Source organism: Sorangium sp. So ce1504 (assembly GCF_051521635.1).
GTDB classification, from domain to species: Bacteria; Myxococcota_A; Polyangia; order Polyangiales; family Polyangiaceae; genus Sorangium; species Sorangium cellulosum_B.
The window spans coordinates 2,852,439-2,866,020 of record NZ_CP150365.1 but is presented as its reverse complement, the minus strand read 5'-3'; the positions used below and the strand labels follow the sequence as shown (position 1 = coordinate 2,866,020).

Sequence of the window (13,582 nt, the reverse complement as noted above, 5' to 3'; positions counted from 1 at the left end):
CTGCCCCCTGCACGACCACAGAACTCCCGCGGGGTGTCCCCGCGAACACAGCGCGGCGACGGCCCTGCACCGAGCGCTCGATCCGCACGCCGTTCCATGGAATGGAGGCGCTCCCGACATGAGACACCCCCTGCAGGCCCGCCGGCCGTCCGGGCGATGGGCGCTCCTCTCGCTGCTCGCCGCCACCTGGTGGCTCGCCGCGCCCCCTGCAGCGGCGCAGGACACGGCCGCTCCGAAGGCCGCCGCGCCGCAGGCCGACAACGTTCCGCCCGCGACGCACGTCGCCTCGCTGCAGGCCGACGGCCCTCCGGCCGCCGCCCAGGCCGCCGCGCCGCAGGCCGAGAGCCCTCCGGCGGAGGGCGGCCCGCCCCCGACGGACGGAGCCGCCGGGGCCGGCGCGCCGTCGGGCGGCGCGGGCGGCGCCGGCGGCGCGGCATCGGACGCGCGCGATCCGGCCGAGCGCAGCGCGGCGCGGCGCGACAGGCCCGGGGCGACGAGCAGCCGCGCCACCCCCTCGAAGAAGCGCCGCGGGGACATCAACCCGTGCATGACGCCCGATCCGGGCTGGGGCGTCTACGACCGGTGGTCCCGCGCGCCCTCGATCGGGCAGATGATCATGCCCCACCGGGGCGGGGTCACGAAGCGCGGCGGCTTCGACGTCATCATCCACTTCCACGGCCACGAGGCGCTCCGGAAGGAGTTCGTGAAGACCGCCGAGGGCGCCGTCCTCGTCGGCATCGATCTGGGCATCGGCTCGGGCGCGTACTCGAGCGCGTTCTCGGCGCCGTACGTCTTCGAGAACCTGCTCGACAGCATCGAGCGCGCCGTCGCGAAGAAGACCGGCAAGAAGAAGGCCTACATCCGCAAGCTCGGCCTCTCGTCGTGGAGCGCGGGCTACGGCGCCGTCGAGCAGATCCTGCGGCAGCCGGCCGGCAAGCGGGTCGACGCCCTCGTGCTGCTCGACTCGCTCCACGCCGGGTACGCCGACGAGCAGCAGCACAAGCTCAAGGTCGCGCAGATCGAGCCGTTCATCGCGTTCGCGAGGCGCGCCGCGGCGGGCGAGGCGTTCATGTTCATGAGCCACTCCTCCATCCTGCCGCCCGGCTACGCGTCGACGGCGGAGACGGCGGACTTCATCGTGCGGCAGCTGCGGGGCAAGCCGAGGGGCTCCTCCCGCGCCGACGTGCTCGGCCTCGACATGATCCGGCGCTTCGACCGCGGCGACTTCCACGTCCGCGGGTACACCGGCGACGACAAGCCCGATCACTGCGCCCACATCGGCCTGATGGCGGACGTCGTGCGGGTCCACCTCAACCCGCGGTGGAAGTCGCCGCGAGGCCGGCGCTAGATGGGCGGCATCGGCGTCATCATCAACCCCCGCTCGCGGCAGAACCTGAGCGATCCTCGCGCGGCGGTCCGGCTCGCGCGCGCGCTCGGCGACCACGGCGTCGTCCGCGCCGCGCGCTCCCGCGAGGATCTCGCCCGGATCGCGGAGGACTTCCGGAAGCTCGACATCGACGTGCTCGGCATCTCCGGGGGCGACGGCACGAACCACGTCACCATCACCGGCTTCCTCGACGTCTACGAGGACGAGCCGCTGCCGCCGATCGCCTTCCTGCGCGGCGGGACGATGAACACCGTGGCCAACGCCGTGGGCGTCCCCCGCGGGCGCCCCGACGGCCTGCTCGCGGGGCTCATCGCCCGCTACACCGAGCGCGGCCGGCACCCGCTGCGCTGGATCGAGCGCCACGTGATGCAGATCGGCGCCCACTACGGCTTCATCTTCGGCACCGGCTGCGTCCACGGCTTCATCGCCGAGTACAACCGCAGCGAGGAGCGGAGCGCGCTCTGGGCCGCCAAGGTCCTCGCCCGCGCGAGCGCCGCCGTGCTCCTCAACACGGGCACCCAGGTCGCCGCGCGCTGGCAGGGCCGCGTCCACTTCGAGGACGGCTCGGCGTTCCCGGACCGCGACTACCTCGCCGTCGCCGCCGGCACGGTGGACCAGATCGGCCTCGGGTTCCGCCCGTTCCACCGCCACGACGAGCGCCCGGAGAGCTTCCACATGCTGGGCATCCACACCTCCGCGCTCGGCTTCGTCAGGAAGCTGCCCGATATCTGGCGAGCGCGGCCGATGGGCGAGGCGCACACGTTCGAGAAGATCGCCCGGCGCGCGGTGCTCGAGGCCAGGTCGGGCGTGGTCCACTACGTCTGCGACGGCGACGTGCACGAGCACGCAGGCCCGCTCACCGTGCGCATCGGCCCGCGGGTGAAGATCCTCGTGGAGCACAAGTCCGGCCATCGCCCCGCCGGCACCCGGCGCACGTCGCACGATGTGTGCGCCCGCGGCGAGCGCGCGCATCCCTGCGGAATCGTACGCTGATCATGCACGGATCACGCGCTGACCATGCACCGCCGGCGCGCCGGCGCGCGGGCAGGCAGCGGCGCGCGGGCAGGCAGCGACGTACGGGTGCGCGAGACCATGGCTGTGAGAGGCCAGCAAAGTTAGACTGCGTTCGCTCCATGCCGCCGCGCTCCTCCTCCGCGCCCGCCTCGTCGACGGACTCGACCCCGCGGCCCGAGAGCGCGAGCCGCTCGTTCGCATCGTCTGCGGCGTTCCCGCGCGCCAGCGCTCCGGACTCGCTCGACCCGGAGCTGATCGATCCGTCCCTCGTGACACCGCCTCCGGAGGCCAGCGCGCCGTCGCCCGCTCCGGGGAAGGCGGCGCGGCGCATCTACCGCGAGGGCGACGTGATCGGCGGCAAATACCGCCTGCGCTACGTCCTCGGCGAGGGCGGCATGGGGATGGTGTGGCTGGCCCACAACGACGTCCTCAACATCGACGTCGCCATCAAGTTCATCCGGCGCGAGGTCAACTCGACCGAGGCGACGGTGCGCCTCCACCAGGAGGCCCGCGCCGCCGCGCGGATCGATCACCCCTCGATCGTCCGCGTGATCGACTTCGGGGAGTCCGAGCACCGCGACCCGTACATCGTGATGGAGGTGCTCCGGGGAGAGCAGCTGGTCGAGGCGATCGAGCGCAGGAAGCGCTTCTCGCCCACGGCGGCGCTCCGCATCCTCCTGCCCATCGCGAGCGCCGTCGCCGCGGCGCACGACAGAAGGATCGTCCACCGCGATCTCAAGCCCGAGAACATCTTCCTCGTGAAGAACGATCGCGGCGACATCACCCCGAAGATCGTCGACTTCGGCATCGCCAAGGTGTGGAGCGAGACGGCGAGCGGCGAGATGACCAAGGCGGGCACGGTGCTCGGCAGCCCCGATTACATGTCGCCCGAGCAGGCGCGCGGCATCACCGACGTCGACGGGCAGACCGACGTCTGGGCGTTCGCCGTGGTGCTCTACGAGACGATCACCGGCCAGAAGCCGTTCCAGGGCGGCAACTACCACGACCTCGTGGCGGCGATCCTCGTCAAGGATCCGACGCCGATCACCGCGCTCGGCGTGGGCGACGAGGCGCTGTGGGCCATCATCGCGCGCGGCCTCGGGAAGGAGCGCTTCAACAGGTGGCGGACCATGCGCGAGATGGGCGTTGCGCTCGCGCGCTGGGCGACCGAGAACGGCGTCGTGGAGGACGTGACCGGGACCTCGCTCGCCGTGCACTGGCTGAGCGACGGCGAGCAGCGGCCCCTCTCCGAGCGGCCGGCGGTGCGGGCGCAGCAGCGGCGCATCTCCGAGCAGCCGGCGGCGCGGGCGCAGAGGAGCAGCGAGGACCACCAGGAGGTCGCTGTACACCCTGTCCACCAGGAGGCCGCTCGCCCGACCGGGGACCGGCGGCGCGTCGCCGTCGTCGCGGCGGCGGGGCTGGCGACGCTCGTGATCCTCGCCGCCGCGCTGTTCTCCCTGCGCGCCATGACCGCGCGGGACGGCAGCGCCGAGCCCGCGCCTTCGGCGCCGCTCGCTGCGTCGCAGGGCCAGCCGCAGGCCGCCGCCGCCGCACCATCGACCGCACAGGGCCTCGCGCCCGAGAGCCGCCCCGAGCCAGCCCGCACGGCCGAGCCGCAGCCCTCGGCCGGCGCGGCCCGCCTCGGACCGGCGGAGAGCCCCACCGCGAGCGCCCACGCGCGGGAGCCCGCGCCGGCGCCCCGGAGCGCCGGCTCGCGACGGACCGCGCCCTCGCGGGCGGGCGCGAAGACCTCTGGCGCTGCCTTGCCGGTCCCGGCCCGGCCGAACTTCTAGCGTCGCGATGTCTTCCCAGGAAAGCCCCGCTCGCGAGACGCGACATCGAAGGCCCACGACCGGCGCGCGCTGGCCGCTGCTGCTCGCGCTGGCCGTGCTCACCGGCGCCTGCTCGCTGCTCGCGGAGAGCGCCCTCTCCGACAAACCTTCCGAGGGCGGCCAGGACGCGACCTCGACGGGCGGCGGCTGCGCGCCCGACTGCCCGGACGGCGCCTGCTGCGGCGGTACGTGCGTCGCGCTGGACAAGGACCGGGAGCACTGCGGCGCCTGCGGCAACGCGTGCGGTGACGGGGAGTCGTGCTGCGGCGGGTCGTGCACCAACGTGCTGAACGATCCGTCGCACTGCGGCGCGTGCGGCGTGCCGTGCCCGCACACCCTCTGCGTGGGCGGCCACTGCTCGTCCGAGTGCGTCTTCGGCTTCGACAACTGCGACGGGAACGTCGTCACCAACGGCTGCGAGGTCGATCTCAAGAGCGATCCCGAGCGCTGCGGCGGTTGCTCGCTCCGTTGCCCCTCGGGCGCGATCTGCGACGCGGGGCAGTGCGCGTGCGCGCCGCCGCTCCTCGACTGCGACAACCTCCACGACACGGGGTGCGAGATCGACGGCTCCTCGGATCCCGCGAACTGCGGCGCCTGCGGCGTCACCTGCGGGCCGAACATGGAGTGCCGGGCCGGCGTGTGCGGGTGCGCGCCGGGATACGCCGACTGCAACGGCTCACCCGACGACGGCTGCGAGGCCACGCTCGGGACAGAGGCGGACTGCCGGGCCTGCGGGGATGCCTGCGCGAGCGGCATGATCTGCGACGGCCGCAGCGGCTGCGCCTGCGCGAGCGGGCGCCTCGACTGCGACGGCGCGCCCGGCTGCGAGGCGATCACCATCGACCCGACGACCTGCGGCGCGTGCGACGTGCGGTGCGCGCCGGAGGCGGCCTACTGCGACGGCGCGGCGTGCGCCGCCGGCTGCGCCGCCGGCCTCGCCGCGTGCGACTCCTCGTGCATCGACACGCAGGTCAGCCCGTTCCACTGCGGCGCGTGCGGGGTCGCCGCGGGGCCGCACCAGCGCTGCGACCGAGGCGAGCTTTTGTGCGACGAGGGCTTCGCGGACTGCGACCCGGTCGCCCCGGGCTGCGAGTCCGATCTCACCAGGGATCCGCGGCACTGCGGCGCGTGCAGCACCGCCTGCAAGCCGGGCGCCGTGTGCGTGTCCGGCGCGTGCGCGTGCGGGGCGCTCACGCCGCACGACTGCGGCACGGCGTGCCGCGCCTGCTGCTCGGACGAGGACTGCTCGGACGGCGACGGCTGCACCACCGACGTGTGCGAAGACGGCGGCGCGAGGTGCAAGAGCACGGGCTGCGCCGACGGAGAGCAGTGCTGCAGCCTCGTCGCGTGCCGCCAGTGCTGCACCAGCGCGGACTGCAGCGGGGGCGAGATCTGCTCCGGCGGCGCCTGCATCCCGCCCTGCGGAGGCGGCCTCGTGGCCTGCGAGGGCGAGTGCGTCAGCCTGGGCTCGGCCGATCACTGCGGCGCGTGCGGGAACGCCTGCCTGAGCGGGCGCGAGTGCCGCACCGGCCAGTGCACGCCCGCGTGGGCCCCGATGACGAGGACCGGCGCGCCCGCGCCGCGGCAGATGGCCGCGGCGACCTGGATCGGGAACGCGCTCTTCCTGTGGGGCGGCCGCACGTCGGTCGGGGACGTGGGCGACGGGGCGCTCTACGATCCGGCGCGCGACACGTGGTCGACGCTGGGCAACGAGGGCGCCCCCTCGCCGCGCGTGCTCGCGGCCGCGGCGTGGACGGGCTCCCGGGTGCTCGTCTGGGGCGGCGGCTCGTTCGGGAGCCCCCTCGGCCTGTCCACCGGCGGCGTGTACGACCCGGCGGCGCGGACCTGGCGCGCGATGAGCACCACCAGCGCCCCCGCGGCGCGGCGGATGCCGATCGGCGTGTGGACCGGCACGCGCCTCCTGATCTGGGGCGGCTCCGCGGGCGGCGCCCCGGTCGCCGGCGGCGGGCTCTACAACCCGGTCGCCGACGCATGGACGCCGGCCTCCAGCGCCGGCGCGGCCCCCGCGCGCGAAGGCGTCGCGTGGGCCTGGTCGGGCACGGAGCTCTACCTGTTCGGCGGGCGAGCCGGCGAGGCGACCACGAACGAGGGGTACGCCTACAACCCCACCACCGACGTCTGGCGGTCGCTGCCCAGCGCCGACGCGCCGAGCCCGAGGACCGAAGCGTTCGCGGTCTGGATGGGCGATCGGCTCCTCGTCTGGGGCGGGCAGGACCAGGAGGGCGTCGCCCGCAAGGGCGGCGCGATCTACGATCCGGCGGCCGACGCGTGGCGCGGGATCGACGACAAGGGGGCCCCCTCGGAGCGCAGCCGCGTCGAGCGGCGCACCGGCTGGACCGGGTGGACCGGCGCGCACGCTCTCGTCGCCGGCGGGCGGAGCGGCGTGACGCTCAGGCGAGACGGGAAGCTGTACGATCCGATGACGATGGCGTGGGGAGCGAACATGTCGGCCGCGGGCAAGCAGCACACCTACGGCGTGGGCGTGTGGACGGGGACCGAGCTCATCTTGTGGTCCGGGCTCGAGGGGTTCTCGCTGGTGCCCGACGGGGAGCGGTTCAGGCCGTGACGCCTCGGCGGACGCGCGCGCTCTCGGGCGTCCTGGCGCTCCTCGTGGCGGCCGCGATGCTCGCCGCGCCCGCGCCCGCCGCGGCCCAGAGCGCGGCCGACGTCGCCGTCGCGCGCGAGATCTTCATCGAGGCCTCCGAGCTCGCCAGGCAGGGCCGCTGGGAGCAGGCGCGGGAGCAGTACGAGCGCTCGCTCGCGATCAAGCGCGCGCCGATCACCCTCTACAGCCTCGGGGTGGCCCAGCAGCAGACGGGGCAGCTCGTCGAGGCGCTCGAGAACTTCCGCGCGTTCCTGGTCGAGCCGTCCGCGCCCGCAACAAAAGGGTACGAGAAGCTCGCGCGGCAGGCGATCCAGGAGCTCGAGCACAAGGTCGCGGCGCTCGAGCTGCGGCTCTCCCCGGGCGACGCCGTCGGCCTCGAGGTGAAGATCGACGGCGTCGTGGTGCCCGCGGCGGCGCTCGATCGCCCGCGCCCGGTCAACCCGGGGGATCACACGGTGACCGCGAGCGCGCCGGGCTACCGCGAGGCCGAGCGGAGCGTCGCAGCGGCGCCGGGGAGCCGCGCCGTCGTCGTGCTGAGCCTCGAGCGCGAGGTCGTCGCGCCGGCAGCGCCCGCCGGGCCGAGGGTGTCCTCGACGAGCGCTCCAGCGAGCGTCGCTCCGGCCAGACCGGTCCTGCGCGGCGCCCCGCCGAGCTCCGCGCCCGACGCTGCGCCGAGCCGCGTGGTGCCGATCGTGCTGCTCGCCGGCGGTCTGACCACCGTGGCGGCCGGCGCGGCCATCGGGCTGCTCGGGGTCGCGAGCGCGTCGGACGCACCGACGCGGGACGGGGACGCGGCCGACGGCGCGCGCGCCCAGGCGCTCGCGGGCGACATCGTCGCCGGCGCCGGCCTCCTCGCGGCGGGCGTCGGCGTGCTCGTGATGGTCTTCGACCGCGATCCCGCCGGCGCCCCGCGGAAGCAGCCCCCGCCGCGCGCCGCCCTCGATCCGTTCCGCCTCACCGTGCGCTTCTGACTTCTGACGCGGGAGCTAGGCCTTCGGCATCTCCCTGCGGTCGAGGTTCACCACCACGAACGCGCCGTAATTCAGGACCGTGAGCGAGTCCTCGTCCACGATGAGCACGCGGACGCACTGGGGCGGAGATGGCGCGAGCAGGTCGACGTACGGATCGAACGGCGCCTCGTCCACGGGCGGCAGCACGGCGTGCAGGAACTCGTGGAGCCGCGCGCGGTGGTCGACGATGACGCTCGCGCCCGGCGCCTCCGCGCTGCCCCGCGCGTCGATCCGGAAAAACACCCGGCGCGCCGCCGGGGACACGACGAGGATCGCCGCGTCCGTCACCTCGATCTCGCTGGACGTGCACAGCCGCTCCACGCGACGGCTCACGGCCTCCTCCACCGTCTGGAACAGCCGCAGCCGCCGGCGCTGCCCTTCCGTGAGGCCAGGCTCCTCGATGTACGCCTCGAGGCTGCACCCGCGCATGTTCCGCTCGCACCCGTACGTCATGCGTCTGCACCGTGGCTCGGTCTGCTCACCCGCCTCTGGCAGCCGGGTCGGACAGCCGTCACGCCTCCCCGCACGGGCGCTCATGCACGGGATTAGCCAACACCCCCAGCACCGCGGCGCCGCTCCAGGGTTGGTCGCGGCCTCCATGGTTTCCACAGCTCGTGGGCAGCGACCGGGACGCACGCCTGCGTCCTGGAAGGCAGCACGGCCGCGCGGCGGGAGATGCAGGCGCGAACGCTCGCACGGAAATGCACAGCCACCAGGGCGATGCGCTCACACCGCCCGATGCGCGAGAGCCGCTCCGTGTGCCCCGGGCGGCAGGGCGCGGCCCTGGCGAGAGCTGCCGCGCCCGCCCAGCGGACCGGCGCTACGGCGCTGCCGGCGACGCGAACTTCGCGGTGAGCTCCACCTGGGCCACGCTGCGCTGAGCGGCCTGCTGGGCGGTGGCGCCGGGCGGCACCAGCAACGCCTGGAGCCGCTGCGAGGCGTCGGCCACGCCGGGCGCGAAGCTCGACGGCGACCAGGTGAGCGTGCCCTTGCCCGAGGAGTCGAGCCGGTCGATGGTCATCGTGATCTCCCCGTTCGGGCTCGGCAGCTTGAGGTCGGCGCCTTCCGCGTACTGGCGCGTGTCCACGCTGAGCGAGACGACGCCTCCCTCCACCTTCTCGATCTTGAAGACCCGGTACCGCAGCACCGGCAGCTGCGCGCCCGACGCCACCACGCGATCGGTGACCATCCAGTAGGCGCCTGCACCGACGGGCTTGTCCGGGAGCGGCGGCGTGAGGAGCGTGATGGCCTCCCCGAGCGCGCCGATCAGCGGCTGGAGCCCTGGATCGGCGTCCTTGGAGAGCTCGAATTGGAGGTTGCCGACCGCGTTCGCCGGCGAGAGCTCGTACCGCAGCGCGCTCCCCTTCAGCTTCGCGAGCGCGTCCGCGAGCTGCTTCGGCGGGCCGCCGATCGACATCGAGGCGAGCGTCGCCGACGTGATCTTCGCGATCACCTTCGTCGGAGCCGCGCTCGCCGCGGGCGCGGCCGCGCCCTCCTTGGGTGCGTCCGCCGGCTTCTCCGCCTTGAAGCTCACGCCGAGCTCCAGGTTCGGCAGCCCCTGCGGCCCGCCCATGCGCAGCCCGAGCGTGATGTCGAGCTTCTGCTCGGATTTCGGGTCGATCTTCGGGGCGAGCCTGGCCCGCGGCTCGCTGCCGTCGCCGATGACCTCGATCTTGTAGGGAACGTCCTTCGGCAGCGCAGCGGCCGCTTCGGACGCCGAGAACACGCCGCTCTCCGGCGGCCCGCCCGCCGCGCCGCCCGCCGCTGGCGCCTTCTTGTCGGTGCCGCCCGCCGCCGCCTCCGCGAGCGCCGCGCCGAGCTTGCCGCCGACGACCGGCAGCGGCGGGCCGGCGTCGAGCGCGCCGGCGTCGGCGGCGACCTGCGCCTTGCTCTTTTCCCCCTCGCAGCCCGCGAGCCCCGCGAGGGCGACCGCCGCGAGCGTCGAAGCCATGACCCAGCGCCACCGAGTGTGCATGACGGCCGGGTGTAGCCAAATCGGGCGCCATCTTCCAGCGCTCCGTTGCGTTGCGCCGACGGACGGCTCCCGTCGGGGCGGGGCCCCGCGTCAGGCCCGCCGCGCAGCCTTGAGCCCGCCGATGTGCTCCAGGAGCTCGAGGGGCCGGAACGGCTTGGCGTAGTAGGCGGTCGCTCCGAGCTTCAAGGCGCGGGCGCGCGCCTCGTGATCGTCGAGGGCGCTGATCACGATGATCGGCAGGCTGGAGGTGCCCGGGTGCGCGCGGAGGCGCTCGCAGACCTCGAAGCCATCCATGCTCCCGGGCAGCATCAGGTCGAGCAGCAGCACGTCGAAGGGCTCGGTCAGGGCGCGCTCCACCGCCTCGCGGCCGGTGCCCACGCCGATCACCTCGTGACCACTCGCTCCGACCAGCGCCTCGATCATGCGCCGGATCGCGTCCTGATCTTCGCAGAGGAGGATTCGCATGGTCGCGAGCACGGGGAGCGTCGCACCCGCCCCATCGCGCGGTCAAGCGGGAACGCTACGCGCGGCGAGGGCGGGCCGCTCTGTCTGCTCTGTTGCCTCCGCCTGCTCCGTCTGCTCCGTCTGCTCTGTCTTCGCTGTTTGCTTCCCTGTCGCGTCGCTGTGGGCGCGTGGCGCTGGTTGGCGGACGCAGCGCGAGCTCGATGCCGACGCGCGCCCCGCCGCCCTCGCGGCGCTCGGCGAACGCGCGGCCCCCGTGCGCCTCGGCGATGCGCTTGCACAGCGCCAGGCCGAGGCCGAGCGAGCCGCGCTCGGCGCCGCTCTCGCCGCCCTGCCCCCGCTCGCGCCGGAAGAACGGCTCGAAGATGCGCGTCTCCTCCCCGTCCACGAACCCGGGCCCGCGATCCTCGACCTCGAAGACGACGCCGCGCTGGCCGCCGGGACGGACCCGCAGCCGCTCGGCCCCGCCAGCGTGCGCGCGCGCGTTCTCCAGCAAGTTGGCGAGGGCGCGCGCCAGCAGCGTCGCGTCCGCCTGGAGCGCCGGCGTCCCCTCGACGACCTCCAGCAGCGTCGGATCCAGCCCTGCGCGCTCCAGGGCGCGGATCCCGGCCTCGGCCGGGTCGAGGCGGGCCACGGTGAGGGCCGCGAAGTCGAGGCGCGAGCTGGCCAGGAGGTCGCCGACGAGCGCGTCGATCTCCATGACCTCGCGGTCGAGGTCGTCGAGCACGCAGGCGCTCGGTCCGCCGCCCTCGCGGGCCATCTCCGTCAGCAGGCGGATGCGGGCGAGCGGCGTGCGGAGCTCGTGCGACACGGCGGCGAGGAGCTCTCTCTGGTCGGCGATCTGGCGCTCGATGCGTGCGGCCATGTCGTTGACCGCCTCGGCGACCATGCCGACCTCGCCCTGCTGCCCGTGGCAGTCGAGCCGGACGCGGCTCGACAGCTTGCCGGCGCCGATCTCGTGCGCGACGTGGGCCAGATCGACGAGCGGGCGGGCGAGGCGGCGCGCGATGAGGCCCGAGGCGCCCCACATGACGATGGCCACGGCGAGCAGCGGCAGGGCGAACCGGAGCGATCCGCCGGAGCGGCCGCGCGCGGGGCAGAGGAGCACGGAGCCGAGCGGCCCCCCTTCGTCGCGGACCGGGGCGACCAGGGTCTGCGCCCGGCAGGGCTGGCCGTACCTGGCGAGCCGCCGCCCGGTCGCGTCGACGAGCTCCAGATCGATCTCGAGATCCTCGGCGAACGCGCGGGCGAGCACGTCGCGGGCCGCGGGATCGGCCCATACCCGCTCGAACTCGTGGGCCACGAACGACTGGGCGCGGGCGTGCTCGCGCCGCCAGCCGGAGTTGCCGACGCGATCGATGGCCCCGATCGTGGCGACCGCGGCGAGCGCGGTGATCAGGATGGTCGCGCCGAACCACATGAAGATCCGGCGGTGCAGCCGCGCGCTCAGGAAGCGGCCGATCGAGACCTTGCGCCCGTTCTCGTAGAGCCAGGACCGGTACCTCCTCCTCACACGCGGTCCTTGGCGAGCACGTAGCCGACGCCGCGCACCGTCTTGATGAGCCTCGGCGATCTCGGGTCGTCGGACAGCTTCTGCCGCAGGTGCGAGATGTGCACGTCGACCGTCCGCCCGCCGACGTTGACGTCGCCGCGGCCGGCCTCCTCCAGGAGCGCCTCCCGGGCGACGACGCGGCCGGCGCGCCGCGCGAGGGCGACGAGGATGTCGAACTCGATGCCGGTGAGATCGGCGGGCTTGCCCGAGACGGTGACGACGCGGCCGGGCACGTCGATGGCGATGTCGCCGGCCACGATCCGCTCGCCGGCGGCGTCGGGCGTGGCCCGCCGGAGCACCGCGCGGAGGCGCGCGAGCAGCTCGCGCGGGCTGAAGGGCTTCGCGATGTAGTCGTCGGCGCCGATCTCGAGGCCGACCACGCGATCGGCCTCGTCGCCGCGGGCGGTGAGCATGAGGATCGGCATGGAGCTCTTCTGCCGGATGCGGCGGACGACCTCGATGCCGTCCATGCCCGGCATCATCACGTCGAGCAGGACGGCGTCGAAGGTGCCCGCGGCGAGCGCCAAAAGGCCGCGCGCGCCGTCGCACGCGACGGTCACCGCGAACCCGTTCTGCTCGAGGTAGCTCGCGAGCAAGGCGTGGAGCCGTGTGTCGTCGTCGATGAGCAGGAGCCGCAGCGCCATGGAAGGACCCGGGGGGCAGGTGCGGCGGCGACCGGCCGCCGCTCACCCCTTGTATAGCTCAGGGGCCCGCGCCGGTGTCGGCGTCGGCCGCCGCGGGCGCGTGGACCGCGCGCGCGGCGCCCCGCGGCCAGGAGCGCTCGGCCTCCCGCGCGGCGTCCACGCAGATGGCCGCGACGTGGCGCTGGAAGGCGTCGCGGCGGGCCTCCGCCCGGCAGCGCAGCGAGGAGAAGCCGGAGGCGTAACCGGCGACGGTGCCGAGCGCGAGCAGCGCGATGGTGATCTGGCGTCGCATCATGGTCTCATCCCCTTCCTTCACGCCCACCGGCCGTGGGTCCTGTAGGGATCGTCGCCGCGCCACCCGGCCCTGCCGGACCACATGTCGCGGAACGCGGCCGGCCCGATCTCGATGAGATCGGCGAGCTGCTCGCGCTGGCGGTCCTCGAGCACGGCGTGGACCTTCCCGAGCGCGCCGACCGCGGCCCTGCGCAGCGACTCGATGGCCGTGTCGTGGCGCGCGAAGAGCTCGCCGAGGCGCGTCTCGTCGAAGCTCGGGCTCCGCATCGCCGCGGCGACGTCCGCGCGCGTGCTGCGGATCTCGCTCCGCTGCGCCTCTGCGGCGGAGCGGAGCTCGTCGATGGCCGCGACGATGACCTTCTCCTGCGTCGGCGTGGTGCCGAGCCGATCGAAGAGGAAGGACAGGAAGAAGCGACGGCGGAAGCCGTGCCCCCCGAAGCCGCGCCGCCCGAAGAAGCGCGGCCCAGCGCCCCAGGGCGCGCCGCAGTCGTACCTGCAGCCGCGCTTCAGCGTCATGACGAGGCCTATCAGACAGGCCGTTCCAACCACGAATCCCAACATGATGCGTACCCTCCGTGAGCGTCTCCGCCGTCGATCCGTGCACGGGGCATGTGCGCGCGGCGTCGGTTCGTCCGAGCGCGGGCGCCGCCCCGGGCAGCAACGACCGGAGCCGCAGACGCGCGGCTCCGGGACACCTCGAAGCTGCGCAGCGCGTGTGAAGGATGTTCAGGAGCGTGTGTGAAGAAACATGAAGACCGCCGCGGGCAGCGCGGCGCGGCGCGCCCA

12 protein-coding genes are annotated in these 13,582 nt (G+C 74.3%); 5 read left to right on the top strand and 7 right to left on the bottom strand.

Going from position 1 to position 13,582, the window contains the following annotated elements; translation table 11 throughout:
* The first annotated feature begins 118 nt into the window (after window positions 1–118).
* The 5 genes from WMF39_RS11120 (at window position 119) to WMF39_RS11100 (ending at window position 7,830) form a co-directional block, all read left to right on the top strand.
* Window positions 119–1,348, top strand: a complete 1,230-nt coding sequence (locus WMF39_RS11120; protein ID WP_437745507.1) for a hypothetical protein — start codon at window positions 119–121, stop codon at window positions 1,346–1,348.
* Window positions 1,349–2,380: a diacylglycerol/lipid kinase family protein gene (locus WMF39_RS11115; RefSeq protein ID WP_437745506.1), complete on the top strand. Its 1,032-nt coding sequence runs from the start codon at window positions 1,349–1,351 to the stop codon at window positions 2,378–2,380.
* 140 nt (window positions 2,381–2,520) lie between these two features.
* Entirely contained in the window at window positions 2,521–4,194 is a 1,674-nt protein-coding gene (locus WMF39_RS11110; protein WP_437745505.1) for a protein kinase domain-containing protein, read from the top strand.
* 7 nt (window positions 4,195–4,201) lie between these two features.
* On the top strand, window positions 4,202–6,820 hold the full coding sequence (locus tag WMF39_RS11105; RefSeq protein ID WP_437745504.1) for a Kelch repeat-containing protein: 2,619 nt from the start codon (window positions 4,202–4,204) through the stop codon (window positions 6,818–6,820).
* On the top strand, window positions 6,817–7,830 hold the full coding sequence (locus WMF39_RS11100; RefSeq protein ID WP_437745503.1) for a hypothetical protein: 1,014 nt from the start codon (window positions 6,817–6,819) through the stop codon (window positions 7,828–7,830). Before WMF39_RS11105 ends, WMF39_RS11100 begins: the two co-directional genes overlap by 4 nt.
* A 15-nt stretch (window positions 7,831–7,845) precedes the next feature.
* Here WMF39_RS11100 and WMF39_RS11095 read toward each other — a convergent pair whose 3' ends face one another.
* The 7 genes from WMF39_RS11095 to WMF39_RS11065 all read right to left on the bottom strand — a co-directional run bounded on the left by WMF39_RS11095 (window position 7,846) and on the right by WMF39_RS11065 (window position 13,357).
* Window positions 7,846–8,322: a hypothetical protein gene (locus WMF39_RS11095; protein ID WP_437745502.1), complete on the bottom strand. Its 477-nt coding sequence runs from the start codon at window positions 8,320–8,322 to the stop codon at window positions 7,846–7,848.
* Window positions 8,323–8,689: 367 nt separating this feature from the next.
* Window positions 8,690–9,820 carry a hypothetical protein gene (locus WMF39_RS11090; protein WP_437745501.1) on the bottom strand — a complete coding sequence of 377 codons (1,131 nt, stop codon included), beginning with the start codon at window positions 9,818–9,820 and terminating at the stop codon, window positions 8,690–8,692.
* A 114-nt stretch (window positions 9,821–9,934) separates the two neighbouring features.
* Window positions 9,935–10,309 (bottom strand): response regulator, encoded by a 375-nt coding sequence (locus WMF39_RS11085; protein ID WP_012234686.1) that lies wholly within the window; start codon window positions 10,307–10,309, stop codon window positions 9,935–9,937.
* A gap of 55 nt (window positions 10,310–10,364) precedes the next feature.
* Window positions 10,365–11,819 carry a HAMP domain-containing sensor histidine kinase gene (locus tag WMF39_RS11080; RefSeq protein WP_437745500.1) on the bottom strand — a complete coding sequence of 485 codons (1,455 nt, stop codon included), beginning with the start codon at window positions 11,817–11,819 and terminating at the stop codon, window positions 10,365–10,367.
* Complete coding sequence (locus WMF39_RS11075) at window positions 11,816–12,502, bottom strand: response regulator (RefSeq protein ID WP_437299102.1); 687 nt, start codon at window positions 12,500–12,502, stop codon at window positions 11,816–11,818. The genes WMF39_RS11080 and WMF39_RS11075 overlap by 4 nt, the downstream gene beginning before the upstream one ends.
* Before the next feature lie 58 nt (window positions 12,503–12,560).
* Window positions 12,561–12,797 (bottom strand): hypothetical protein, encoded by a 237-nt coding sequence (locus WMF39_RS11070; RefSeq protein ID WP_437745499.1) that lies wholly within the window; start codon window positions 12,795–12,797, stop codon window positions 12,561–12,563.
* Window positions 12,798–12,814: 17 nt separating this feature from the next.
* The gene (locus WMF39_RS11065) at window positions 12,815–13,357 is read right to left on the bottom strand and encodes a Spy/CpxP family protein refolding chaperone (protein ID WP_437745498.1); all 543 of its coding nucleotides are present in this window, start codon (window positions 13,355–13,357) and stop codon (window positions 12,815–12,817) included.
* Between the last annotated feature and the right edge of the window lie 225 nt (window positions 13,358–13,582).